General features: G+C 55.5%; 19 protein-coding genes and 2 pseudogenes. 15 read left to right on the forward strand and 6 right to left on the reverse strand.

Going from position 1 to position 24698, the window contains the following annotated elements; genetic code table 11:
- Positions 1–7 precede the first annotated feature (7 nt).
- Positions 8–1150, forward strand: a complete 1143-nt coding sequence (locus SLW74_RS02050; RefSeq protein ID WP_410927977.1) for a hypothetical protein — start codon at positions 8–10, stop codon at positions 1148–1150.
- Positions 1147–1578 (forward strand): tail fiber assembly protein, encoded by a 432-nt coding sequence (locus tag SLW74_RS02055; RefSeq protein ID WP_410927978.1) that lies wholly within the window; start codon positions 1147–1149, stop codon positions 1576–1578. The genes SLW74_RS02050 and SLW74_RS02055 overlap by 4 nt, the downstream gene beginning before the upstream one ends.
- A gap of 113 nt (positions 1579–1691) precedes the next feature.
- Here the strand turns inward: SLW74_RS02055 and SLW74_RS02060 are convergent, their stop codons facing one another.
- Both SLW74_RS02060 and SLW74_RS02065 read right to left on the reverse strand, forming a co-directional pair.
- The gene (locus SLW74_RS02060; RefSeq protein WP_410927979.1) at positions 1692–2285 is read right to left on the reverse strand and encodes a hypothetical protein; all 594 of its coding nucleotides are present in this window, start codon (positions 2283–2285) and stop codon (positions 1692–1694) included.
- Positions 2286–2349: 64 nt separating this feature from the next.
- Positions 2350–2670 carry a hypothetical protein gene (locus SLW74_RS02065; protein ID WP_410927980.1) on the reverse strand — a complete coding sequence of 107 codons (321 nt, stop codon included), beginning with the start codon at positions 2668–2670 and terminating at the stop codon, positions 2350–2352.
- A gap of 170 nt (positions 2671–2840) precedes the next feature.
- Here SLW74_RS02065 and SLW74_RS02070 point away from each other — a divergent pair, with 170 nt between their 5' ends.
- The 7 genes from SLW74_RS02070 (at position 2841) to SLW74_RS02100 (ending at position 8953) form a co-directional block, all read left to right on the forward strand.
- Positions 2841–3266: a cell wall hydrolase gene (locus tag SLW74_RS02070; protein WP_410927981.1), complete on the forward strand. Its 426-nt coding sequence runs from the start codon at positions 2841–2843 to the stop codon at positions 3264–3266.
- Positions 3267–3311: 45 nt separating this feature from the next.
- Positions 3312–3530: a hypothetical protein gene (locus tag SLW74_RS02075; RefSeq protein ID WP_410927982.1), complete on the forward strand. Its 219-nt coding sequence runs from the start codon at positions 3312–3314 to the stop codon at positions 3528–3530.
- Entirely contained in the window at positions 3527–4774 is a 1248-nt protein-coding gene (locus tag SLW74_RS02080) for an SGNH/GDSL hydrolase family protein (protein WP_410927983.1), read from the forward strand. The genes SLW74_RS02075 and SLW74_RS02080 overlap by 4 nt, the downstream gene beginning before the upstream one ends.
- Before the next feature lie 614 nt (positions 4775–5388).
- The gene (locus tag SLW74_RS02085; RefSeq protein ID WP_410927984.1) at positions 5389–7029 is read left to right on the forward strand and encodes a methyl-accepting chemotaxis protein; all 1641 of its coding nucleotides are present in this window, start codon (positions 5389–5391) and stop codon (positions 7027–7029) included.
- Between the two features lie 1039 nt (positions 7030–8068).
- The gene (locus SLW74_RS02090) at positions 8069–8365 is read left to right on the forward strand and encodes a hypothetical protein (protein ID WP_410927985.1); all 297 of its coding nucleotides are present in this window, start codon (positions 8069–8071) and stop codon (positions 8363–8365) included.
- A complete protein-coding gene (locus SLW74_RS02095; protein ID WP_410927986.1) occupies positions 8358–8708 on the forward strand; it encodes a LexA family protein in 351 nt (116 codons plus the stop codon). Before SLW74_RS02090 ends, SLW74_RS02095 begins: the two co-directional genes overlap by 8 nt.
- 2 nt (positions 8709–8710) lie before the next feature.
- Entirely contained in the window at positions 8711–8953 is a 243-nt protein-coding gene (locus SLW74_RS02100) for a hypothetical protein (protein WP_410927987.1), read from the forward strand.
- Between the two features lie 845 nt (positions 8954–9798).
- On the opposite strand, the gene SLW74_RS02105 is transcribed toward SLW74_RS02100, so the two are convergent.
- Positions 9799–10764 carry a DUF932 domain-containing protein gene (locus SLW74_RS02105; protein ID WP_410927988.1) on the reverse strand — a complete coding sequence of 322 codons (966 nt, stop codon included), beginning with the start codon at positions 10762–10764 and terminating at the stop codon, positions 9799–9801.
- A 612-nt stretch (positions 10765–11376) separates the two neighbouring features.
- Between SLW74_RS02105 and SLW74_RS02110 the strand changes: the two genes are divergently transcribed.
- A complete protein-coding gene (locus SLW74_RS02110) occupies positions 11377–12792 on the forward strand; it encodes a YfjI family protein (protein WP_410927989.1) in 1416 nt (471 codons plus the stop codon).
- A 25-nt stretch (positions 12793–12817) separates the two neighbouring features.
- Here the strand turns inward: SLW74_RS02110 and SLW74_RS02115 are convergent, their stop codons facing one another.
- Complete coding sequence (locus SLW74_RS02115) at positions 12818–13360, reverse strand: hypothetical protein (RefSeq protein WP_410927990.1); 543 nt, start codon at positions 13358–13360, stop codon at positions 12818–12820.
- Between the two features lie 116 nt (positions 13361–13476).
- On the reverse strand, positions 13477–13824 hold the full coding sequence (locus tag SLW74_RS02120) for a hypothetical protein (protein WP_410927991.1): 348 nt from the start codon (positions 13822–13824) through the stop codon (positions 13477–13479).
- A 372-nt stretch (positions 13825–14196) separates the two neighbouring features.
- Between SLW74_RS02120 and SLW74_RS02125 the strand changes: the two genes are divergently transcribed.
- The 3 genes from SLW74_RS02125 (at position 14197) to SLW74_RS02135 (ending at position 16462) form a co-directional block, all read left to right on the forward strand.
- A complete protein-coding gene (locus tag SLW74_RS02125; RefSeq protein WP_410928098.1) occupies positions 14197–14421 on the forward strand; it encodes a helix-turn-helix transcriptional regulator in 225 nt (74 codons plus the stop codon).
- 103 nt (positions 14422–14524) lie between these two features.
- The gene (locus tag SLW74_RS02130) at positions 14525–15136 is read left to right on the forward strand and encodes an inovirus-type Gp2 protein (RefSeq protein WP_410927992.1); all 612 of its coding nucleotides are present in this window, start codon (positions 14525–14527) and stop codon (positions 15134–15136) included.
- A 207-nt stretch (positions 15137–15343) separates the two neighbouring features.
- The gene (locus SLW74_RS02135; protein ID WP_410927993.1) at positions 15344–16462 is read left to right on the forward strand and encodes an inovirus-type Gp2 protein; all 1119 of its coding nucleotides are present in this window, start codon (positions 15344–15346) and stop codon (positions 16460–16462) included.
- Positions 16463–16569: 107 nt separating this feature from the next.
- On the opposite strand, the pseudogene SLW74_RS02140 reads toward SLW74_RS02135, so the two are convergent.
- Positions 16570–17721: pseudogene (locus tag SLW74_RS02140) on the reverse strand (IS3 family transposase).
- 201 nt (positions 17722–17922) lie between these two features.
- On the opposite strand from SLW74_RS02140, the pseudogene SLW74_RS02145 reads away from it, so the two are divergent.
- Together SLW74_RS02145 and SLW74_RS02150 are read left to right on the forward strand one after the other, a co-directional pair.
- Positions 17923–18178, forward strand: a pseudogene (locus SLW74_RS02145) (integrase); the annotation flags it as partial.
- A gap of 474 nt (positions 18179–18652) precedes the next feature.
- Positions 18653–24235, forward strand: a complete 5583-nt coding sequence (locus tag SLW74_RS02150) for a DUF3320 domain-containing protein (protein WP_410927994.1) — start codon at positions 18653–18655, stop codon at positions 24233–24235.
- Positions 24236–24698: the final 463 nt, after the last annotated feature.

Consider the following 24698-nt stretch of genomic DNA (forward strand, 5'->3'; position numbering starts at 1 on the left):
ATAACAATTGGATTATCCCAAGAGCGTGCCCAACGTCGGGCTGGTTGGCGGTAAGTTTGTGGACGAGAACACCGCGACCGGCACGCCAGGCTCGCTGATCCCAGCGGCCTGGGGCAATGCGGTCACAGACGAGATCCTGGCCGTCATCAACAATGGTGGTCTGGCCGCCGCCGAGTCGGACCCGGCGCAACTGGTACAGGCGATTCGTGCAGGCGCGTTTTCTCACTCGGGCACTACAGGCGGAGCAAACACCTATAAAGCCTCGTACGCGCCGGAGGTCGTCAACCTCGTCGACGGTATGACGCTGCGGTTCAGGGCCAACACCACCAACACCGGCGCCGCCACTTTCGCGCCGAACAAGATCGCGGCACGAAACATCCTCAACCTCAGCCAGAACTCCCTGGTGGGCGGAGAAATCACGGCAGGCGGTTACTGCACCGTCACCTACTCTGCGACGTTCGATTGCTGGCTGCTGGTGTCAGCGTCCGGAGGGACCTTTCTCAGCGGCAGGCTGATCGGTGTGCAGGCGTTTACGCTTGCCGGTGGCACCTATGTGCCGGCGCTTGGAACCAACTTTGTGGTGGTTGAAGTTCAAGGTGGGGGCGGTGGCGGCGGCGGTGCGCCCGCGACGGCCAGCGGAGCCGGCAGTGCAGGGGGCGGTGGCGGCGCCGGCGGCTATAGCTGCGCTCGCCTCACTTCCGGGTTTGCCGGCGTGGCCGTCACACTGGGCGCGGGCGGCGCCGGCGGTACCGCCTCGCCATCTTCTGGTGGCACGGGCGGCATCTCTTCATTTGGCAGTCTGGTCAGTGCCAGTGGCGGCGGTGGCGGTTCGTTCATGGCTGCATCGGCTTCTTTTCCGATTCAGGCAGCCGGGGCCAATGGCGCCGTCGGCGGCGCTGGCAACGTGGTAGCCGGGCCGGGCGCCGGTGGAGGTGCAGGCGTGATCCTTGCGTCTGGTAATGGTATTTCAGGGGCGGGAGGGCCAAGCCATTTCGGCGGTGGTGGATTCAAAGCGGTGGGTTCCGCGCCTGGCGGCGCTGGCGTCTACGGCGGCGGTGGTGGCGGAGCTATTTCGCAAAGCAACACCGGCGGCGGTTTTGCAGGCGGTGCAGGCGGCATGGGATTGGTGATTGTTTGGGAGTACGCATGATGAAGGTTTACGCACGAGTGCTGGACGGCGCGGTGTGGGAGATCATTCCGCCGTTCGCCAATGATGAAGGCGAGTACGTCCCTGTGAATGAGCGTTACGTCCCCGAGCTTGTAGCCGAGATGATAGAGATCACTGGCCTGGACCCGATGCCGGATCAGAACTGGACGTACGACGGCAAAAAATTTGCGCCGCCCGTGCCGTACAAGCCCAGCCCCGAGGAAATCAGAGCAGCCAACGTCACTGAGCGAGACAGATTGCTGTCAATTGCCACGCTGGCGATTGCGCCGCTGCAGGACGCCACTGATCTGGATGATGCGACGGCGGCAGAGGCTGCTCTGCTCAAGAAGTGGAAGCAGTATCGGGTTGCCGTGAACAGGGTGGAAGTGGTGGCACAAGGCCCCGAGTGGCCAGCCACGCCGATTTTCTAGCATCAAAGCATTGTCGACTCCCTGAGACTTGATGCCCAAGCCTTAGGTGTCGCAACTGTACTCGTCTTTGCGAGTGCGAATGGACAGTAAGATTATCCACCCAACAACGCAGTTTAGTTGATCTTATCTATAAGAGACTGGTAGGCGTTCGCTGGTACTATGCCAACATCTAAACTCGTTTCTGCGTTCCCGCCGGTGAATGTACCGGCCTTGAATGGAAGCCCAGCCTCCTCGAATGACTTCTTTAGAGCCTCGAAGGCGGGGCTGGAGTTTATATCCTCCCGTAACCCTATCGTTGGCTCGGCTACATTCCGCCCAGAGGACGTTAGGAACTGATCGACGTTCCATTGAGCGCGCTTCAGTACGGCCTCGATTTCGTAGGCATACTGCTGGCTTTCCTTGGAATTCGAGCGGATAGATAGCAGCTTTGTGCCTGGAAATTCCTTGGAGGCTTTAAATATTATTTCCTCTTGTTGAACTGTTAGGTGCCGCTGGGGTAAATCATTAATATTTGTAGTGCGACTACTAATGTCGGCTACCTTGGCTTTGAGGCTCGCTTCTTCTTGGCCGGTTAAAAGGTCTTTGCGTTGCGATACGATGAATGACGATGCACCGATTAGGCCGGTTAGAATGCCAAAGATAACAAGGCCCATTTGCAGGTATGAATTAAACTTTCCGAGTTCTTCTGCTGAGTTCCATAATGCCATTTCTTGCCTCAGTGTCCTTTACTTGTTGATTGTATGCTGCCGTTCACTATTATGTTTCAAACCTTTAAAAGCCCTGCCCGTATCGCAGGTAATTTGCCTTCGCAACTTTGGGGGTGGAGACCACCGAAGCAGTCGCATGCGTTCGCTTTGCTTTTAAAGCAGATATCAGACCCAAGCCTGATGCTGTGAACGGAATGCTCGACGTCCAACTGAATCGGTAACCGCCTTGGTCGAGGTATGCCACCGAGCAATTGACCAGCTGCAGGCTGGCCAGATGCCTTGCTGCCTCGAAGTCCAGGGTGCTTTGAAGCTCAGCGAACGAGAATTGACCTTCCGTGCAGTCGCTCAACAGCAGAAGGGTTTTATCCAGCCGTGCCTTTTCCATAGCGGGGATCTCCAGAGATTAATAAACGCTATATCGGCAGCCGTGGCTGTTTCGCCACAGCATTCATGGAAAAGCCGACACAAGGTTCGCCAAAACCATAGCTGGGTTTTCGAGAACAGCAACATTTCAGCCCGCCGCCGAGCGGGATTTTTTTCGCCTGGAGAATAGTTATGGCCGTAACTGAGAGAGACCGTGACGTGCTCGCGCGCACGCTGTGGGGCGAAGCACGCGGGGAGGGGCTGGTCGGAATGGTGGCCGTGGCCTGGACGATCCGCAACCGCGTGGATGACGGAAAAGACAAGTCGTGGTGGGGCGAGGGTTACGCCGGCGTCTGCCAGAAGCCGTATCAGTTCAGCTGCTGGAACCGTAACGATCCGAACTACCCCTTCCTGATCGGCGCGCGCCAGATCCCATTCCGCGAGTTGGCGCAATGTCGCATCGCTGCTGACCAGGTTATCGATGGCAAGGTGGCTGACCCCACCGGCGCCGCAACCCACTACTACGCGACCTCGATGCCCAAGGCACCGGACTGGGCGGCGAAGGCAAGCCGGACGCTGAAACTCGGCAATCATGTTTTCTTCCGCGATGTGCCCTGAGCCCAAAGATCAACATTGGAAGGGGAGACCCTGACGGAGAAAGCTGTGCAGACGACGATAAAAGAAGAGACGTTCTCGCGCGCGATGCGCGTGACGCTGGCCGTAAAAACGAACGGCGGCTCGGTCGCCATTCAGATAAAAACGGCTGACACCTGGCTAACATCCGACACGCTCTGGAATGACGGGGCGTATCCACTCAACATCCCGCGCGCGACGGTGCGCTTTGTGCCGGCGAACGGCGCTGCCTTCGAGGTTTTCGCATGAGCCTGCTCGCCGAGGCGCAGCCAACCCGGCGCCGTATTCGTCGCGGTCTGGGATTGCTGGGCGACAGCTTCAGCGCGAACTGCCACACGATTGACCCGAAGGCGTTCGGCACTGAAGCATACGGCTATGCCGGCGCCATCGCGGCAAAGACCGGCCTATTTCCCAGTTACCTGGACAATCAGGGAAAGGTTGGCGACCATTCCGGGCAGTTCATCGCGCGGGTTCCTTCCTGCCTGACCTCACTCACTGCCGATCTGTGGATGCTGTTGTCGCGGACCAACGACAGCACCACGGTGGGAATGAGTCTGGCCGACAGCAAGGCGAACGTGGTGAAAGCGATCATTGCGTTCCAGAACACACCTGGCAAATACCTGATCGTCGGCACGGGCACGCCGCGCTTCGGCACCAAGGCGCTGGCCGGCCAGGCCTTGGCAGACGCGATCGCTTACAAGGATTGGGTGCTGAGCTACGTCAGGCAGTTCGTGCCGGTGGTCAACATCTGGGATGGGTTCACTCAAGACATGACTGTCGATGATCTGCACCCGAACCTGATCGGTGCAGACTTCATTCAGTCGCGGTGCGTACCAGTGATCAATGCCAACTTCGAATTCTTCGGCGTGCCATTGCCTACGGATGCCGCCGATCTGTACTCGGCAATTCGCCCATTCGGCTGTCTCAACGCCAACCCTCTGATGATCGGCGTGGGCGGTACGCTGCCAGCCGGCGTCAATGCGGTGGCCGGTTCGGTGCTGGCGGACAACTACAAGGCGGCCGGCTCTGGCCTGGCTGGCGTCACCACTCGCTGGTACAAAGAGCAAGGCCAATACGGCGAGGTGCAATGCATTGAACTGAACGGCAGCATGACAGCCGCAGGCGGCTATATTTACCTGCAGCCGAACGCCAACGTCACGCTCGACAGCTTGCTGGCTGGTGACCTGGTCGAGATGGTATCGGCAGTTGAAATCGCCGGGACATCGCGCGCGATACTTGGCTGGGAGGCCGAGCTGATCTTCACGAAGCCGGTGAACGGCGCCTCAACGGCGATCTACTACCGCTCGATGGACAAGTACCAGGAGCCTTTCACCTTGCCAGCCGTGTTCTCGGGAGCTCTTGAGACCCAGCGAGCCACGGTCGACAAATCGGAGACACTGGTGACCGCCCGGATGGGGTTGTATCTGGCGACCGGCGTCAATCTGGAGGGTGTTCGTGTGAAAGCTGGCCAGTTCGGAATCAGGAAGGTGTAGGGGGGGTTGTACTCTATCCGGTGAGTCGAATGCGCGGAACAGATCCCGGCAGCAGGAGCCCGCCAGAGGAGGTAGGCGGGCCTGGCGGGCTAGGCCTCGTACTGCTGAAGCCCCTTTAAGAATAGACAAGGGTCGGGAAAAGCCAGGTTCGGATATCACCAAGCGCGCTGGAGCGGATTGCTGCTGACCTAGCGTCGGCGGCATGGTGCCGAACCGTACCGCGGCGCCCCACACAATTACGCGACCGCAGTGCCGAAGCGGGACTGAAGCGCCAAGGCTAAGCGGATGCTGGGTCTAGGTGATACATTTTCTTGCGCGATGTGCCCTGACCCCCTCCTGGCATCGAATACCCCGCCATCGACAATGGCGGAGAGGCAGGGACAGATTGGTGTGTAGCTTTACGTTCTCTACGCTTAGGCGAAGAGGTCAACGCAAACTGACTCAAGCAGATCTGCTCAGATTGAATCTGCTATGCCGAGTTCGGGGTGACTCTTTGTACATCGAGCCATCGGGCGTAAAGTTGAAAGGTATTTCAAGTTCACCGCCCGTCAGCCGCTATGCTCCTCATAGAACGGAATTTCTAATCCCTTTTGACCTATGAATGAGTACTCTATATGTCTTGGCTGAGAAAGCTGAAGTTGAAGTCCAAGCTGCTAATTGCATTCGGGTTATGCGCGTTGATTACCCTTGTCGTGGCCGCGCTTGGCCAGTCCGGCATCGCGACTATCTATGGCCAGCTGGAAGATACCGTAACCAACAATCTGGTCTCGATCCAAAAAACTGACGCGATCAAAGGAAACGCCATTGCCACCAACCGTGACTTCTTCAAAGCCATCGTATTGTCTGCTTCGAATGCTGGCGCCGATGATATCAATGCCGTTCTCCAGTCATATCATGAGAATCAGTCCGAAGCTCAAAGCGCATTCCAAATCTACCGCGCCACACCCTTGCAGCCCGACGAAAAAGCAGCGGGCGACGATTTTGAACGCGACTGGCCTGCATACACCTCGGCGGTTGATACCGGCCTTGCTGCACTAAAAAATGGCGATATTGACCAGGCTAGAAAAATTGCCGCATTAAGCGTGACGCCCGCTTACCTAAAAGTCGTATCCGAAATCAAGATTATGGTCGAATCTAACACTCGGCAAGCCGGGGAGGTGATGCAGGCCGGTCAGAGCACCAGCAGTCAAGTGACCTGGGTTCTGATTATTGGTTGTCTCATCGCCATGGCCTGCGCAGGTGCGCTTGGAGTTATTGTCACTGGCATGATAACCAGACCAATCCATCTATCGGTGCAAGGGGCTGCGCGAGTCGCTAAGGGCGATCTGACACAGGCCATAGAAGTTCGAGGCACCGATGAAACGGGCCAACTGCTTCAGTCCCTTTCCAATATGCAGAGCAATCTCAAGGGTACCGTTCAGCAAATTGCAGATGCCTCAAACCAGTTGGCTTCAGCAGCCGAAGAGTTAACTGCCGTTACAGAGGACAGCACTCGTGGACTGGTTCGGCAAAACGATGAAATTCAACAAGCGGCCACTGCAGTTAACGAAATGACGGCTGCGGTGGAAGAAGTGGCACGTAACGCTGTCAGCACATCTCAAATCTCCACTCAAACCGCTGAAGACGCGTCGAAAGGCCAGAAACAGGTGCAGCAGGCTGTGACGGCCATCAATACCGTGACTGAGGAAATTACTGACTCGACGCAGCGGGTAGAAGCGCTGGCCGGACAGATCCACGAAATTACAAAGGTTCTGGACGTCATTCGGGGCATTGCTGAGCAGACAAACCTCCTCGCGCTCAACGCGGCAATTGAGGCAGCGCGCGCGGGCGAGCAAGGTCGTGGTTTTGCAGTAGTGGCCGATGAAGTTCGTGCCTTGGCACACCGCACCCAGACCTCGACTGGCGAGATTGAAGCCATGATCAGCCGGGTTCGTAGCGGCGCCGACGATGCAGTGCAGGCTATGGGGAAAAGCCAAAATCTCGTGAGAAGTACTCAGCAGCTGGCGACTGAGGCCGGCTTGGCTTTGGAAAGGATTAACCAGGGCGTCAGCCAGATAAATGAACGAAACTTGGTGATAGCCAGCGCGGCAGAAGAGCAGGCCCAAGTAGCGCGCGAGGTTGACCGAAATCTTGTAAACATTCAGGACCTTTCCACTCAAACGGCGGCAGGCGCCAATCAAACGAGCGCTTCGAGTCAGGAGCTATCGCGGCTGGCAATTTCATTCAACACATTGGTGGCACAATTCCGACTTTAACTCAGATCCCAACAGCTCCATGATTTTCCAGCTGTAAATTCGGCACGTCCTGTTGATGAATGCTTGCACTCTTGGAGTAGGATTAGGCGGGTCAGAGCTACGTAGCTAGTTCGGTTTTCCAGCGGGCTTGGCGGTGACTAATATCGCCTCCGAAGTTGCTCAGGCTCGCTGTCTGATGATTCCAAGAACAAGCCCCGGTTTGCTTGTCCTTCGATGTATGGCCTAAACTCAAACGAAACGGCGATCAAGTTGGCGACAGGACCCGAGTTTGAGTCTCGGGCCGTGCCAGATTCTTTGGCGGATCCGTCAAATTGGGCTTCGGACGGTTTGAACTTTCGTCAGCTGCTGACTTAGGGGGCGTAGACTGGCAGTAATCCTGATACGGTATGAGCGCCTTTGAACTCAACCGGCAGAGGAGAGCTGTATGGCCTACCGCTTGCTTAATTCGCCATCTGATCCGCTCCGCGTTATACGCGGGTTGCGGTTGGGCCACGATGTCCAATGGGGGCTGGAGTCTGGCATCGAACTTATTTGGAACGCGGAAACCATCGCTGGTCTGAGCCACGCTCATGGCCGCGCGCTTGGTCTCGGCGTAGGGCTCGGGTTGGTGAGAGCAGTTACCCCGCATCAGTTCAATATTCTGGCTGAGATTTACACTCGAGCTTTTGAAGAGCGCTTCGCAGTACTGACCGGGCAACCCCCACCCTCATCCAGCTTCCTTTCGACCGAAAAAAGCGCTCGGCCAGCTAGCGGCTCCTTACCTGAGGCCTAGAAACGTTCGATTCGGCTTCGGTCGAATTGATGATCACGATACGAGTCATCGCATACCGTTGTAGCGCCCGATCGGCGAAAGGTGATATCCATTGATGACCAACTGCTCTGGGAAAAGCTCCTTTGAGGTAATGGTCCATCGGCTCGTAGATCGAGTAGCGTCCGCACATGAGGTCACCTGTCGCAAATTGGCTTACACAGTGTTGACCGCATTCGTCCCGCTTAGTTAACTGTACGCATATACAGTATCACTAAGCGAAGCATTCCCATGTACGTCCTTATCACTCCGCGCCGCCAAATGGGCGTCGCCATACCGAAAGACCAGCTCAGCAAGCTCCCGCCCTTCAAAGGCGACGTGCAGATCGTTGAGTCTCAGTGCTCCGCCCTCGGCCGCATTACCCGGGAAGCCTTCATTTTGAACAGCGTCGGCCACGCGCGGGATGCTTTGCCAAGGCTTCTCGATGCCAGCGTGACGAGCATGGGTACCCAGGGCCTTATTATTTCCGGCATCGAGCAGATCGAAGAGGCGTTCTACTTCCAGTCGTGGTGGTGCCGCTTTGAATGACGACACGGCGCCTGACTACCTGGACCTTTCACTGGATGAGCTCCTGAACATCCGCGCGCCGGGCACTTACCTGGTGAAGGTTGAAGGTGACAGCATGGAGGGGGCGGGCATCTTCTGCGGTGATCTGCTGATCGTGGATAAGGGGATCGACGCCAAGGCCGGGCAGGTCATCATCGGCGTCGTCAATCAGCAACCGCTGGTCAAGTACCTCGCCTTCGTGAGCTGTCACACGGTGCTGCGCTCGGCGAACCGAAAATACCCGGACCGTTTCATCATGGAAGGGGACGACTTCGATATTTGGGGCGTGGTCACTTACAGCATTCGGGATCACTGGAGGAATTGAGCATGGACGTCAAAGCTCGAGAATCGAAGATCTGGAACGACCTGATCGAGCACGAGGCTCGGCGCGAATGCGCGATCGATCACTGGGCGGGGGAGTTGGCTGGCCACGCCAAGGCGCTGCACCGGACCGGCGTCATTGACGAAGACGAGTTGAGGGAAATGCTCGAGTACGCCGATGCGGCCTACGGGCATGTATCGGAGGAGCTTGCGTATCGAGACTGGCTCAGCTCTACACAGGTTGAGTAGGGCAGCGGTGGCTACCAGCCGCCGTTAAGCCGCGCTACTATTGACGTCCCTGATCCAAATATCTTCGCGTATTCAAAAAAGGAGCTGTAATGAAAGGACTGTATTGGCTTTATTTGGTGCTCATGTTGGGCGCGCTGCTTCTGGCATACAAACTATATGCAGGACAACAGAGTATCGCTGACGAGGCATCTCGCTGTTTGCGTCTCCAAGAGCCCGAGCAGGACAAGTGCTTCCGGGGTCTGGCTTACAGGGCCGAGAAGCTCGGGAGCGCTATAAAAACCCTGTCTGGTGATAACTGAGGACAGGTGGGGGAATTTTGGGGGAGTGACTCCCCCGAATCGTGTGGAACCATGTTGTGTCATGCTTAGCTGAAAGGCTCGGAATAGAAGGGCTGCAGAGTTTTCGCCTAATATTTGTAGGTGCCGAAAACGGATTCGAAATCCGTTGTACTGGCGACAGTACCTAGGGTTCAAATCCCTATCTCTCCGCCATTATGTGTCCTAAGAGCCCCGCAATGCGGGGCTTTTTGGTTTTTAGCGTCAGTTGTTCACCCATCTGTCCCCCCACTGCAGTTGTGCGCCTCTATTGGGACTAAGCGGCTGTATGACCGCTGTTCGGTTCACGGGCAGCCCTGGCGGCCAGGACCACCAATCCCAATGCTGCGGCAAGCAAGCTTACCGTAAGCAGGCTGAGCTCTGCAGCGACGATAACTTTCGCCGTGCTGAGTATCAGGGTTAATGCCGCAAGGGCGCAGCCCAGCGCTAGCTTCAACATTATGAACTCCTTTTTACCTAAAAAAGAAATATGGGATGCCCTGAGGGCATCCCATGTATGCGCCTGAACGTTCAGGCAACGAGCTCAAGCGCAGCATCCAACGCACGCTGTTTGATCCCTGCGCCTGGGCCGAACCAGGCCGAGTCCAAGCGGTAGTCTACCGATCGGGCACGCATCTCATGATCCACGTACTCGGTGACGGCGTTCAGCAAGCCCCAGGCAGTACCTTTGGTTGATACCAGATCAGACCCTCGGCCGCGCCCTGTGTAGAGCGCCATAGTCTTCTGGAAAGCATGGTTTACCGCAGGCTTGGTTCTGCTGCGTGGGGTGACTTCGGTGTGTAGGATCTGCCCGAAGTATGCTTGGGCTTCCTGAGGGGATATCTTGCGTTCCGCGAGTTGGCGCATGCGGTAAATGAAGTCGTCCCATTGCGAGAAGGCGATACCCAACTGCTTTTTCACCGCTTGCGGATCGAAGCGGGTGCTGTGAGGCACTTTGATCGCGCCGGTTGCACTCCCGAGCGACATAGCCAAGGTGTTGTTGCAAACGACGCGAATCGTGGTGGGCGTAGCTACAGTGGCTAGCGTGCCGTCGCAAGACGTTGCCAGCAGCAGATAGCCGCCCACCTCATCCTTTCCTTTGAGCGCTGTCGACTGTCCAGTGCGGGCGAGGGCCCAGAACTTGCGGCCTCCTTTGAGCACGCCAGCGGTCTCAAGCTCATAACCCGAGACCTCGGTAAGGTCTCGGTAGAATTCGAGGACTTCGGCTGGCTGAACCACCTGGTAACGATGCGACACGACGGACAACGGCTCCAGCGTGTCTGACCGATAAAGCACCTTTTGATCGGCGAAGGAGTGGATCTCGGACAGCGGGCCTTTAGTCGTGGATTTGAAATGGACTGGACTAGATTCAATCTGCCAGTTCATACCGGCTTGTTGCTGCCAAACCTCAAGAGGCTGATTCTGTGGTAGCTGGTTACCCAGACCATGCCAGGGTGTAGCACCGACATAAGCCATTTGTTGGATTTCATGTGCCATCTTAGTTATCCCCTATGGGTTTGGATTTGTATCTAGAGATGAGTTGGGGCATACGCTAAATAAAAGGCCGCAGCGAATGCAGACATGAGTTGCACTGGTATCTGAAGCGTTTTGATATTTGATTTTTAAAGCTAGGTCTAAAGCATCAAAAAGCCTGACGGCTAACTCTTCAAGAGTGGCTACTACTAAGGGGTTTCGAGCAGTTTTCCGACTTTTTGAGACCTGATGAATGATCAGCCGGTTGACCGCCTTCGCCACGACTGCGATGCGGTGTGCCGAACTAATTGAGAGGGTCTTACAGCTGCTGCAGGTGGGGCATTTGGCTGACATTTGACAGAGCTCAGCTGTGGATTCACCTGGGCTATATAGGTCTCAAATTTTGTGGAATCGAATAGGCGAAGCCGGCGCATCCCGGCCAGTGTATCTCTCACTCTAGTAGCAGCTATTCCTGCTATCGAATAGCAGATCTGGTCCTTTGGCCCCGTCTACCTCCGTTATCTAGTCTGAAATTGCACTGTAATTCACTGTAACCGTTTCAGAATCCACGTTGATCGCTTGCGTGGTGATAGGGTCGTTGGGAAAGAAACCCTTAACACAGGAGCAGAGTGACATATGTTCATAAACTACAGTGGTTGGATGTTGCCGTCTGCAAACTCAACATTTCCGGTGTTTTCGGATCACCACCCTTGCTTCACCTCAACAATAATGGAGGCATCTACAAATCTTAAATTACCTAATTCTATGATGTGCCTGACCGCCCTTAGTGCAATTGCAGCAACGCTTCAGGGATCAATAGACGTTGAGATGCCTTCTGGAGGATCCATTCCGGTTTCACTCAACGTGCTGATCACGGTTCCTTCAGGTGGGGGAAAAAACAGAACAATGAAGTTATTCCAGGCCCCGATCGAAGAATTCGAAAGGAAGATGGCTCAGGATAGGGAGAGAGAACTCGTAGATTTTAAAACCCGACTGCGGGTATGGGAATTGCAGCTTAAGAGGTTAGAGCGAGTATGGCGTGACGATCTTGAGAGCGAAGAGTTTTTTGAGCACTTGAAAGCGCACGATATAAATAAGCCGTCATTTATAAGCGACTTTAGAATGGTATTCGAAGACACGACGCCAGAGGCTCTTCTTTCTGCCATGGGGAGCGGTGTGAAAAGTGCTTATTTGAAAACAAGTGAAGGGGGTATAGTTCTTTCCCAGCACGCTATGAAAAATATGCCAGCGCTAAATCAACTGTGGAGCGGGGATCGGGTCACAGTTGATCGCAAGAGCTCCGAAAGCTTCATTTTGGATGACGTTAGAGTGTCAGTGATGATTATGTGCCAGCCTGGTATATTTGAAAGCTTTGTCGAGCGGCATGGCTCGACAGCAAGAGATTCTGGTTTTTTCGCTCGATGTCTAGTTATGTCAGTCCGTGAGGCCGATGTAGGAGGCTATGAGGATGGGCAAAAACTCAATTGGTCCAGCCTGGCTCAGTTTCATGATCGGATTCGAGTGTTTTTGCAGGATGGTACGGTAAAATGTAACCGAACAGTGTTGAGGTTGACTCCCTGTGCTAAAGAGTATTGGCTCAGCATTAAAAACTCGGTAGTTTATGAGTCAAAAGTAGGAGGGAGATTCAGGGGGTTTAAAGATTTATCAGCAAGGACGCCTGAAAACATAATACGCGTGGCTGCTATTCTTCATCAATTTGAAGGGAAAGTTGGTGATATATCAATAGAGACAGTTGAGTTTGCCTGCAAAATTTGCTTTTGGCATGTTGATCAGTTCTTGATTATGTTCGGAGAAAAGGGTCAAGATGAGGCAGATGCTCAACGGCTATATAAGTGGTTAATGCAGAGATACCAGGAGCATGACACGACGGTTCACGTAAAAAATAATATTCTGCAATATGGCCCGGCTGCCTTGCGCCGAGCAGAGCGGCTTAACGCAGCGCTCGAAATTCTCATGGGGAGAGGAGTTTTATCAGCGCATTACTTTGGCAGCAGTTCGATTAGCCTAAAGTTCTACCCTTCAGGGATATGAAACTATCTGAATTGGCGCGAAATTACTAAAAAAGGCATTCTACGTGTGTGAATAGTGTGTCTTTAAATTCTTTGTCTTTCAAGCTTTTTTGTATTTCTTCTTTGGCCGCTTTGCTGAATGGTTTGTGGCTCTGGTACGCTTTTTTGACTATTTCATTGAGAAGTATCAATCTTTGTGAGTAGTACTTTGGGTACTCGATTTTTAACATGTTTTCTATTTTAGGCTTGGGGGATATTGCATAGTCATCTACGAGTATGCGTACGCATAGTTCGTGCGTTCTTTTGCCGCCTCCCTTCAGGTTTATTTTCAGATAAGATGCGATTTTAGAATCGCTAAGTGACTTGTAGTTGTAATCGCCTGTTTCAATGAGATTTATTATTTCGATTTTAAATTTTTCGGCTGCGCTGTTGATGATGTCAAGATTTGTCGTTGTGTTCTGTAGTATTGTTGGTCGACGGTGGGCCTCTATAAAATCAAGCAGGGAGAGGAAGTTTGGAGCATATAAAAAGACTGTGCATTTGTCGATTGTAATGGTTTTTATTTCGTCAGGCGAGATTAGGGGAACCATAAAAATACGGTGCTGATTGATATTGTCACTTACTAACTTGAACCAAGTTTTGAATAAAAATCCTGGGAGTCCCCATATGGGGGTGCCTGGGTTTTTTCGTCTAAGCTCTTCTATTTTTAGGCTGAACTGTTCTTTGCTTGTTGTTTTGTGGTTGTTGCTATTGACCGCTCCAGAGAAGTTATGTACGGGTTTGCTACCTCCTGTCGCAATACTCTGAAGGTCGCTGAAGCTATCTGCAAATACTCGGGTGAAAGGTCGAGAAGTGTTGGCTCGATTACGCTGCCAGGATCAACAGTTTTGCAAGTAACAAATAGAGCAACTCTGCAATTATCTGGCATGGGTGTTAATACGGTAACCTCCAACCACTCAATCAGGTCGAGAGTGTGTTCGAGCGGCAGTTCCGCTGCATCAACTGCTTCCTGCACTGTGAACGGAGCTCGAAACTCCTCAAGATTATTGCCCATTCGATCATCCAAATATGATGGTGTACTCAGTTGGAATATACCTGTCGAGCGCAGGCAAAGATACCCTTCCGTTTGGCGAAGCGTAGCTTGCTGGTGGGCTACTGCAATCTACGGATAGGCTTGAGTTCACGATAGTGTTCACAAGCTACGTGCGTTTGGCTGAAAAGCCTTGATTGGCCACGTAGGGAAGACCTTTAGCTTCATCATGGCTGGCGGTCCGATCTCAGCTGTGGCCAGCTTATGATTGCCTGCATAGCTGAAATTTTACTGTAATTCGCTGTAATGGTTTCAGAATCCTCATATACGTTAAGCCTCGTTGTATCGTACCCCTAGGAACATGATGAGGACTTAATGATGAGCAGTTCAGAAGCAATGACTTTGCTTGTGTGCGCGTGCTTTTTACGGTTGCTAGAGGTCCAACGCCGCACAGGGCTCTCCAGATCCACAATCTATAACCTTATCAACCCAAAGTCTAAATACTACGACCTGACGTTCCCAAAGCGTATCAATCTCACGGGGGTTAAAGGTGGGGCGATCGGTTTTTTGGAAAGTGATATTGAAGTTTGGATTAGCAAAAAAGCATTAACCGCTATATAACTATTTATCGAGCGGTATGGTAATTTTGCCTTTCTCTGCATCCTAAAAATCAGAGTGTGCTCGTTTTTATTGCATCTCAAAGTAAAATCTAGGGGATAAGGCTATGAAGTACTTTTTTACGAAACCGTTACTCGTCGAGAGTGTAGTTGATAGTGTATTCAGAGCTGCAATCTCGGAAAATCATAGGCTAAATGTGGCTGCATTTGATCTCTGCACGCCCAGAGCTGGCTATGAGGAGAGTAGTTTCAGTCTGATTTATAAGTTTTCTAAGATCTTTCACGTCAAACTATTACGTGACTGTTTACGCGAAAACAAACGAAACAGTCGCATGCAAATGACTGGAGTTAGGACGGTCTTCGTTAGGGACGCCGCGGTCCTTATAGGCGCTGTCCGGTACAGAATGTTAGCTATGGTGAATTTCTACGCCTATCGAGTAGCTGACAACACTGCGCATTCTAGATTGTTGAGATGTGTCCGCTCAGCCTGGGGGCAGGCATTAGGTGTACCGTCCTCAAACCATTGCTACTTCGCACATTTTTCGAAAGAATCTAGTATTGAAATCAATAAGGGGCATGGTTACACGGGGCTGGTGGCTATAGCTCAGGATTTGAGCGCAAAGTTTCAGTGCGATCGAGATCCATTGCTTAGCATCTACTACTGCCTTTCTCCTAAAGATCGGGTGGGGCACAGATGCAGCGCTCAGTGTATTCATTAATCGTACTATTTGCTCTGATATGGTTTCTTATTTGGTAGTGCTGGTAGTTTAACTTTTTGAGGCTTTTGCTAGCTCTAGCCCTTTGAATCCGAATGGTTGAGCATTTCTGACTTCGGGTATTTTCTATGTACCGATAATGTTTTGTCGCCTGCTAATTGAGTAACTAGCCAACTTAAACATGCAATCACCAGGTTTCAGGAGGAGATCATGTCTAAAAAAGTACAGGATAATAACCGCGCTCAGACATCGATCAAAGCGATGGCTGATGCCAGTAACCACTTCCTAGCTAGGAATGCTTCTGAGGAAGAAGGTTCCTTCTATAACGACCTCGAAGGTCTTATACGAATGAGGCTAGTCTTTAAGCTACTACCTCTAATGTCAGACCTGATGACCACCAGTCATCAGCTATTCGAGTTGTACCATACTCGCAACGGCATACCTGCCGTCAGGGCTAAACGGAATGCTAAGCACTTCCTAGAGTGTTTAGCCGATACCCATGCTTCGATAGCAGAGTTATTTCCTCATTACGAATTAAATCCCTACTTCGAAGTATTCTACAGCTCAGCCCAATCACATGGGCTGAGTGGTCTGTGCCTAACCATCGCAGATATGCGAGGGGAGGGTGCTCCTGTAGGCGTACAGCAGCTCAACGACTGCGTAGCAGTCATCCGCACCGTCACGCGTTCTGCTGAGTTCAAGGTAAGCCTCAAGCGGTACCGTAGGCCGATCAAGCAGAACTTCGACTCCATCATGCAGTACGCAACTGACCTGTTCCGTAGGCATGCCAAGCTGTGCATCGTGCGTCTAGACCTTGCCTACGCACAGCACTTCAGGTCTGAGCGCAAAGTCTCTGCCCAAGACACGCACTTACACCGTGAGGCGCTGCTGGCAGCCCTCAACCAAGGCGCCTTTGGGCCGCTTGTGGGGTATGCCTGGAAGCTGGAGGTGGGTAAGCGCAAAGGCTACCACTATCACTGTGTGTTCTTCTTCGATGGCTCAAAAACCCAACAAGATTTCAAAATCGCTAAGCGTATCGGGTTGTACTGGGACCATGACGTAACTCAGGGCATGGGCACCCACTACAACTGCAACGCGCGCAAACAGTTTTACAAAGAATGCTTCCTTGGGGTTGTCCATCACACCGACGTCGAAGCCCGTAAAGGCTTCGAGCGCTATGCCGAGTACATGACCAAACCGGATGAGTTCATGCGCCTGGCGTTGCCGGGTTACCGGTGCATGGGCAAGGGCCAGCTAGGCCCGTTGCCAGCAGGCCATCGTAGCGGTAGGCCGCGCTCCGTGGAGAATGGCGTTAGCCAGTGGGTATGAATCAGCCTCGAACTCACCTATTGATATTCGTTGAGCTTTCGATGTTAGGGGAGTGTAAGCGTCCTGCCATGTGGACTTGCCCTAAAAAACCGGACACCAACTCCCCGTTAAATTGATGCTGCTGCCAAGCGCCTAAACTCTCTCGGCGGCCGATATTTCAAAGCGCTGTGCGGATGCTGCTCGTTGTAATGCTCGAAGGCAATCGTCAGATTGCGCAGCGCCGTTTCTCGATCCGGCTTGGGCATATGCGCCACGTAATCACGCTTGATCGTCTTCACGAAGCTCTCTGCCATGCCGTTACCTGCGGGCTACGTACCGGTGTGGTCACCGGCTGTAGGCCGATCTGGCGAGCAAACAGACCCGTTTGCTCGGCGATATAAATCGAGCCGTTATCGCTCAACCACTGCACCGGTGTGCTCGGTAGCTGATCGCCAAAACGCTTTTCCACGCTTTCCAACATCAAGTCTCTGATGTCATCGCCGCTATACCCCGTCGGGCTGGCAACCCAGCCGATAGCTTCGCCATCACAGCAGTCCAGAGCAAAGGTCACGCTCAACTTCCCACCGCCGTCGCAGCTAAACTCGAAACCGTCCGAGCACCAGCGTGTATCGCTGGTAGTGACGGCAATTCGTCCTTCATGCCGTCGCTGGACGCCAGGTTGCTTCATGCGTCGTTCCAGCAACAGATTGTGATCGCGCATGACGCGGTAAACCCGCTTCACATTGATCGGGGCCTGCAACTGGACTTCACGCTCGCGGCGCAGCAACCCCCAAACCCGACGGTAGCCATAACTTGGCAACTCGCTGACTTGCTGCTTAATCTCGTCGACCAACTCCGTATCGTTCACGACCCAGCGTCGCCTTACTTTAGGCGATGCCAATTGCTTGATTCGAACCGTTAATTGCGAGAGCGACATACCGAGACATTCGCTGATCAGTTTCACTGGTCGTCCCCTTACCGGGCCTCCCCGGCAACAAGGGTGAGTGCGCAATCCACTTTCGCGACCGGGCGATCTCCACGGCCTCTTTGAGGACTTCGGCTTCCATCGTCTTCTTGCCCAGCATCCGCTGTAATTCGCGGATCTGCTTGAGCGCATCGCTCAGTTCCGACACTGGTACCACTGCTTCGCCGGCACTGACCGCCGACAGGCTTCCGTCCTGGTACAGCTTGCGCCTTAGAAACAGCTGGTTGGCGTTGATGCCGTTGCGTCGAGCCACCACGGACACGCTTTGTCCCGGTTCAAGGCTCTCGCGAACCATGGCCAGCTTCTGGTCGGTGCTCCAGCGGCGGCGGCGTTCCTAGCCGAGCAGCTCGCCAACCTTCGTTGCTGTTAGTCATGACATGCCCGTTTGCCTATCCCTTATCTTAAAAGGGGAACGGTGTCCTGTCTTTCATGGGGCTCGTTCACCATGTCAGATTGCCTCTCTAGCTAAAATCAGTTTCCGACCGTGCCATAGTGCTACCTCTTGCGAGCGATGCGCCCAGCCCAGATACATCTGCGTGCGCAGCCCAGCGAACTCAAAAAAAGCATCAGCGAGAACACGCTCAACGCAGCTTTGAAGCAAATATATTACGAGAATCATCTGACTGGCCACGGCATCCGCGGAACCATTTCAACAGCACTGAAAGAGATCGGCTACCTCAAGACCTGGGTGGATACGCAGTTGTTCCCATGCGGATCCGAATAAGGTAGGTTCGGCCTATAAACCGGCCAAATAAGTTGAGGACGAAGAAGGCTAGGTCGATCAAGTCATCAAGCTCTGCCGGGGGTGATAGCACCGAGTCGCGACACAGCGATGATAAGGAGAACCATAGTTATGCATAGGCGTCCCTGGTTTTGGCGGGTTGTGCGGAAAGGCCGGCAAGGGCACATCGAGGACAGAGTACAGAAGCCTATGGAATGGTATGACAGGGGGAATGTACAAAATTGGTAAGGACATACCTATCGTGCCCTCTACATAAATTGATTGCTCGATATCAAAACACTGCACTGGAAGTGCCTCCCAGTGGATTAATATGGATGCTATCTAGAACAGGCGCACGCAGTTTCGATGTTGGAAGGGGATTTCTGGTCACAACGTGGCTCCTGGCCTTATCGGCAGCTGACGTATGTCCGCCCGAGATGCGAAAATAGACTGATCGCCCAATGAAGGGCCCGTTCGGCGGAAATGCTCCGTCAGGGACATGACGATGGACAGTAAGACAGAAGCAGCGACGCCCGACTCGACCATGGATGCGTCGATTTTCCAGAGCACGCTTCCCAACGCCGAGAAGCTCGAGCAGGCACGTACACAGTTGCTTGACCTCTCAGCGCGAAATCGACTCCTTAATATGCCGCGATCGAGCCGTACCTCGGCGATTGCGATCGTCGATGAGAAGACATCCGAGGTCTATCGCCTCCTCGTTCGGGAGGGAAAGGCGTTTACCTTCCTGGCCGGCAAGGCGGCAACTGATGAGTCCGATAATGATTCGGCAGCCGACGATGCAAAGCCGGCCAAAGACTCCGATGAAATCGACCAGCTTGCCCAACCCGACGACAGCGTCGACGAGAGGGGCGTGCTCACCCGTCACAGCGACACAAAACTCCAGACTCGCCTCACGGGCAAGGGTCTGCAAAAGCATCTGCTCGAGCTCTACCTGAACTCAAAGACACTCGAGGAAGAGCAGGGCGTCAACGTCCTCTTTGCCTCCCTTGGCGCCCTCAAGTGGATCGATCCAAACAATGCGGCCAACGTTCGCCATGCGCCCCTGATCTTAATTCCGGTCGAGTTGAACCGCGGAACGGCGGGCGAGAAATTCCGACTCAAGGCCCGCGCTGAAGATGTCGCATCCAACCTGTCGTTGGAAGCGTACCTGGACCGCATCCACAAGCTTCGTATGCCCGCCTTCGAAGCCAGCGACAGCTTCGACATCGATGCCTATTTTGCAGAGGTCGCGGCTGCGGTGGCGGACAAGCCCCAGTGGGAAGTGCTGCCGGATGAGATGACCGTCGGGTTCTTTTCGTTTGCCAAATTCCTGATGTACAGAGACCTCGACCCTGCCGTGTGGCCCAAGGGCAACACACTCGTCGATCGCGCACTCATTAAGGGCCTGCTCTCAGACGGCTTCCCAGGTGGAGAGGGAATGCTCGACGAGAGCGCCAACATCGATCCGGTCATTTCGCCGGCGGACATGCTCCACATCCTCGATTGCGACAGTTCGCAAGCCATTGCCATCCATGAGGTGCGTCGCGGTCGCGACATGGTCATCCAGGGCCCTCCTGGCACCGGCAAGAGCCAGACGATCGCCAATATTATTGCGTCGGCTATCAAGGACGGCAAAACGGTCCTGTTCGTGGCCGAGAAGATGGCTGCTCTGGAGGTGGTAAAACGGCGCCTTGACGAAAAGGGCGTGGGGGATGCGTGCCTGGAACTCCATAGCAACAAGGCCAATAAGCGCGCGGTACTCGATGAGCTGCGACGCACCTGGGATCTCGGAGCCCCGAAGCCAGCTCCCACGGGAAGCCTGATTGCTCGCCTGACCGAAGCGCGGGACGAGTTGAACGGCCATGTGGCCCGGCTGCATGCCGTCGACCCAGCATCCAGTCTGTCCTCTTTCCAGGTCATGGGCCATCTCGCACGCCTGCGGCAAGCGGGGGTGATGCCCAATGATGTCGTTCTGGAGGGGATCGAAGCTTGGGGGGCGGATGGTTTCGAACGGCGTCATGCGCTTCTGAATGACTTGGTCACACGGATCGAGATCATCGGCAGACCCGACGACCACGCCTTTACCGGGGTGGGCATTGAAGCGATGCTGCCCACCGATCGTGAGCGTCTCGTCGCCCGTATCGAAACGCTGCGCGGCCAGCTCGAGGACGCCCGGCAGTACATCAATGCTACTGCCAGTTTGCTGGAAGCCCAGCCTCCGTCCAGGCTCGACGAACTGGCCGCTGTCAGCGCACTCGCCCGGCGCATCAGTGTGGCGCCTGTGCTTGATGCCGACGCCATGGCAGATGACGGTTGGTCGAACGTATCGGCGGTCGATACATTGCTGGCGTTGGGTCATCGCTATGCCGCCTTGCGCCAGTCGCTGTCGAGCGAAGTCAATGTCGAGGCGTGGGACGAGGACACTCACGAAGTGCAGCAGGCGCTCACCGAATGCCCTGGTGACTTCGATGCGGACGCTGTTCGCCGCCTCTGCGCCGTCCGCGACGCCATCCCGGCGTTATTGCAGGCGGGCCGCGGTCTCGCTCACGCACTGGGCCGCGAATGCACGCCGACCGCTGGGGAATTTGCCCGCCTCGCCAAGATCGGCGAGCGGGTTGCAAATGCGCCACCGGCAAGCCCCGAAACGTTCGCTTCCGAGCTATGGGACGGCGGCGTAGAGCGGGCCGGGCAGATCGCCCAGACCGCTGCCGACCTCGAAGGGGTTCGTACGTCACTGGCAGGTCAGCTCCACGAGCTTGCCTGGGATATCGACGTAGGTCCCGCCCGCGCCGCGCTCGCGGCCAAGGGCACGAGCCTGTTCCGCTTCCTCAGTGGCGACTGGCGTGCAGCCAACAAGCTCATGCGCTCGGTCCTGGTTCAGCCCGCCCAACCTCTCCCGGTGACCCTGGCTTCTCTCGATACCCTGATCCGCGGTCAGGAAGCGCGGCGCGTGCTGCGCGATGAAGACAGCTTCGGCAAGGCTGCCTTCGCTGAAGACTGGCAAGGCGATCGCTCGGCCTCCGCGCCGCTGGTGGCTCTGGTTGAATGGATGCGGTCCCTGCGCGGGCTCGGGGCAGAACCCCGCCTCATCGCTTCCCGCGGTCCTGAGAAGGATGATGTCGCCCAGCGTTCGAAGCACGTAAGCCTTTTGCTCTCCCAGGTCGCTCCCGACCTGTCCGGCGTCCATACCGATTTTCTTGCGCAGGCAACGCAGGTGTTCGGTGACGCCACCGCGCCTGAACAACTCGACCTCGAGTCGTTGTTGCAGCTCGCCGTCCGCCACACGAACGCCTGGTCGACGGCCAGCCGCTTCCTGATTCAGCCCCCCACCAGCGCAGCATCATCCTGTGCCATTTTTGAAAGGCTGGACGCGGGGCGCGAGGAGCGCCAGGGCGTACGAGATGGGTATAGCCTCGGCCACGCGCTGTTCGGCTCCGCGTGGCGAGGGCTTGACAGTGATTGGGACGCCCTCTCGACAGCCGCTGGTTGGCTGAAAGTCAATGGAGACATCCGCGCGCTGGCCGGTCGAGTCAACGAGCGTGAGGCGCTTATTCCTCGCGCCGTGGCTCTTGACGAGCAGGCCGCGCATCTCGCCACGGCCTTCCACTCCATTGCAGATGAGCTTGCACTAGATCTTTCAGCCAGTGTCGGTGCGCCGCGGATCTATGAGGTGCATTTGGATTCCCTGGCAGCACGGCTATCACGCTGGGTTACCGAACAGGAAGAACTGCACCGGTGGCTGGCCTATCGCGATCGTGCTGCACGAGCCATTCGCGACGGTTGCGCGGATGTCGTCGCCAGACTTGCCGATGGACGGCTATCGACGACGAGCGCGGTCGCTGCGTTCGAGTTCGCTTATTTTGAAGGGCAATACCGTCGGGTGCTGAAGGCTGAACCGGCTCTGGGCCGCTTCGATGGCGTCGCCCACGGCCATATCGTCCGCGAGTTCGCCGACCTTGACCGCCAGCGCATCGCAGCGGCGGCAGGCGAAGTCGTTCAGGCTCACCACCAGAATGTTCCTCGAAGGGACAGTGGTTCGATTGGCCCACTCGGGGTGCTTCGGGGGGAAATTCAGAAGAAGAAGGGTCACATGGCCTTGCGAAAGCTGGTCGAACGCGCGGCCCCTGCGCTTACCGCCCTGAAGCCGGTCTTCATGATGAGCCCGTTGTCGGTCGCGCAGTTCCTGCCGCCGGGCGCACTAGAGTTCGACCTGCTCGTGATGGACGAAGCGAGCCAGATCCAGCCGGTCGACGCCCTGGGTGCGGTGGCTCGCGCCAAGCAGGTAGTTGTGGTCGGTGACCCTCGTCAGCTACCGCCAACAAGTTTCTTTGCCAAGCTCACCAGTGGCGATGAAGACATCGACGAGGATGAGCCAACGAAGGTCGGCGATGTTGAAAGCATCCTTGGCCTGTTTACCGCACGCGGCCTGCCCATGCGCATGCTCCGCTGGCATTACCGTAGCCGCCACCAGTCGCTCATTGCGGTCAGTAACCGCCAGTTCTATGAAAACAAGCTGTTCATCGTGCCCAGCCCCTGGACTCAGGAGGGTGGGCGGGGCCTGCGCTTTCACCCTGTTAGGGATGGCGTCTTCGGTTCACCGGTCAAGAGCGTCAACGGGCCGGAGGCCAAGGTAGTCGCTGAGGCCATCGTCCAGCACGCCCGACTGAACCCGAAGCTGTCCTTGGGTGTGGCAGCGTTCTCCGCATCGCAAAGCCGCGCCATCTTCGACGAGCTTGAAGTGCTGCGCCGTGGTTTGCCAGCGGAGGTGGAGGCCTTCTTCAACCGCCGCAACAGTGAGCCGTTCTTCATCAAGAACCTTGAGAACGTTCAGGGTGACGAGCGGGATGTCATCTTCATCTCGGTTGGCTATGGACCAACCGTACCGGGCGGCAAGGTACCCATGCGTTTCGGGCCTCTCAACAACGAGGGCGGCGAGCGCCGGCTCAACGTGCTGATCAGCCGTGCCAAGCAGCGATGCGAGGTGTTCTCCTCGATCACCGATGAGGACATCGATCCCGCATTTTCCGCCAGCCGCAAAGGGATCGAGGCGTTCCGCATCTTTCTCCGCTATGCCCGCACGGGGAAGCTCGACACGGCGGCCGTCACGGGACGGGACTTCGATTCCATCTTCGAAGAGCAGGTTGCAGCAGCGCTCGAGGCTCGGGGATACAGTGTCCAGCGTCAGGTGGGCCTGGCCGGGTTCTACATCGACCTTGCGGTGACTGATCCGGAGCGCCCAGGTCGCTTCCTCCTGGGCATCGAATGCGATGGCGCGTCGTACCACAGCGCTCAGTCCGCCCGGGACCGTGACCGCCTCCGCCAGCAGGTCCTGCTTGATCATGGCTGGAACCTCCACCGCATCTGGAGCACCGATTGGTTCCAGCGTCCCCAAGAACAGCTCGACCTTGTCTGCCGGCAGATCGATGCAGCGGGTGCTGCGTTCGACGAGCGCGTAGCCGAGGAAGTCCTTTCAGTTGAGCAGGCTGTCGCTGCAGCCGCCATCGAACGGGAAGTGAGGGCTGAAGACGGTGATTTCACCTTCGAACCGTATGTCGAAGCGAGCCCACAGCGGCCAACACATCGTTCGGAAGAAATCCACGAGACTCCGACAGGCATTCTTACCGAGATAGCGGTTGATGTTGTGCGCATCGAAGGGCCCGTGCATACCGATGAGGTCGTGTCCCGTGTCCGTGACGCCTGGGGCGTCAAGCGAGCTGGAAGTCGCATTCAGGACGCCGTCGAAAGGGCAATCGATGTGGCTGTCCGCCAGAACTCCGTGGTTCGGGACGGCGCCTGGCTCGCCATCGCCAGCGCACCTGTTGTTCCACGCGATCGTTCGCAGGTATCTTCACTGGCGCTCCGCCGGGCGGAGTACCTACCGGAGGCAGAACTTGCAGAGGCCATCGTCATCGTCGTAGCGCGTAACTTTGGCGCGAATCGCGATCAGGTCATCGAACGCGTTGCGCGCGCCATGGGCATCCGAGCTATCTCGGCCTCGGTACGAGAGCGTGTGGCGGCGATGGTCGAGCATGTCGTCGTCTCTGGTCGTTTGGTCGATGAGAAAGGCCTCCTGAAGATTCGGGAGTAGCTATCTTTGGGGCGTCCTGACCGAGGCTAGCGTGTCGTAAGACATCTGCGATCGGTGAGGCGCCCGGCAACACGATGAGGATTGCTGGGCAGACCGTTATTTGGCATGCCAATCTGAGCAGCAGCCTTTTGTATGCGTAACGTCTGACAAGCACCTGTGCCTATCGGCCAGAGCCTGGGCTTCGCCGAACCCGGCACCTTCTGGCGCGCATCCAAACGCTGGACCGGCCAGACGCCAGCCCAGTGGCGATTGCAGAACGCGGCGAACCCAGAAGTGCAGTGACCGATCGAACCACTTAAAGGCGCTTGGCTCTCATACGCCTGAACGTAATTCCCTTCCCTCAAAGGAAATTCAGCTCGTGGGATTTCGGCCGCTTCACCGGTGCCGGCAGCGTTGTGGCGGCCCTTCCACACAAGGTTGGGGCTATCTGTTTATCTAACCTATGGTTGTGTGAGTTTTTTGA

It is taken from the genome of Pseudomonas sp. W5-36 (assembly GCF_046540455.1).
Lineage (GTDB): Bacteria > Pseudomonadota > Gammaproteobacteria > Pseudomonadales > Pseudomonadaceae > Aquipseudomonas > Aquipseudomonas graminis_B.

Bases quoted from the DNA above. Each gene is read 5' to 3' on its own strand.
- SLW74_RS02135 (WP_410927993.1), top strand. From the start codon at position 15,344: ATGTCTAAAAAAGTACAGGATAATAACCGCGCTCAGACATCGATCAAA.
- SLW74_RS02150 (WP_410927994.1), top strand. From the start codon at position 18,653: ATGGACAGTAAGACAGAAGCAGCGACGCCCGACTCGACCATGGATGCG.
- SLW74_RS02065 (WP_410927980.1), bottom strand. From the start codon at position 2,670: ATGGAAAAGGCACGGCTGGATAAAACCCTTCTGCTGTTGAGCGACTGC.
- SLW74_RS02110 (WP_410927989.1), top strand. From the start codon at position 11,377: ATGTTCATAAACTACAGTGGTTGGATGTTGCCGTCTGCAAACTCAACA.
- SLW74_RS02090 (WP_410927985.1), top strand. From the start codon at position 8,069: ATGTACGTCCTTATCACTCCGCGCCGCCAAATGGGCGTCGCCATACCG.
- SLW74_RS02055 (WP_410927978.1), top strand. From the start codon at position 1,147: ATGATGAAGGTTTACGCACGAGTGCTGGACGGCGCGGTGTGGGAGATC.
- SLW74_RS02080 (WP_410927983.1), top strand. From the start codon at position 3,527: ATGAGCCTGCTCGCCGAGGCGCAGCCAACCCGGCGCCGTATTCGTCGC.
- SLW74_RS02100 (WP_410927987.1), top strand. From the start codon at position 8,711: ATGGACGTCAAAGCTCGAGAATCGAAGATCTGGAACGACCTGATCGAG.
- SLW74_RS02085 (WP_410927984.1), top strand. From the start codon at position 5,389: ATGTCTTGGCTGAGAAAGCTGAAGTTGAAGTCCAAGCTGCTAATTGCA.
- SLW74_RS02125 (WP_410928098.1), top strand. From the start codon at position 14,197: ATGACTTTGCTTGTGTGCGCGTGCTTTTTACGGTTGCTAGAGGTCCAA.
- SLW74_RS02130 (WP_410927992.1), top strand. From the start codon at position 14,525: ATGAAGTACTTTTTTACGAAACCGTTACTCGTCGAGAGTGTAGTTGAT.
- SLW74_RS02105 (WP_410927988.1), bottom strand. From the start codon at position 10,764: ATGGCACATGAAATCCAACAAATGGCTTATGTCGGTGCTACACCCTGG.
- SLW74_RS02120 (WP_410927991.1), bottom strand. From the start codon at position 13,824: ATGGGCAATAATCTTGAGGAGTTTCGAGCTCCGTTCACAGTGCAGGAA.
- SLW74_RS02060 (WP_410927979.1), bottom strand. From the start codon at position 2,285: ATGGCATTATGGAACTCAGCAGAAGAACTCGGAAAGTTTAATTCATAC.
- SLW74_RS02115 (WP_410927990.1), bottom strand. From the start codon at position 13,360: ATGGTTCCCCTAATCTCGCCTGACGAAATAAAAACCATTACAATCGAC.
- SLW74_RS02070 (WP_410927981.1), top strand. From the start codon at position 2,841: ATGGCCGTAACTGAGAGAGACCGTGACGTGCTCGCGCGCACGCTGTGG.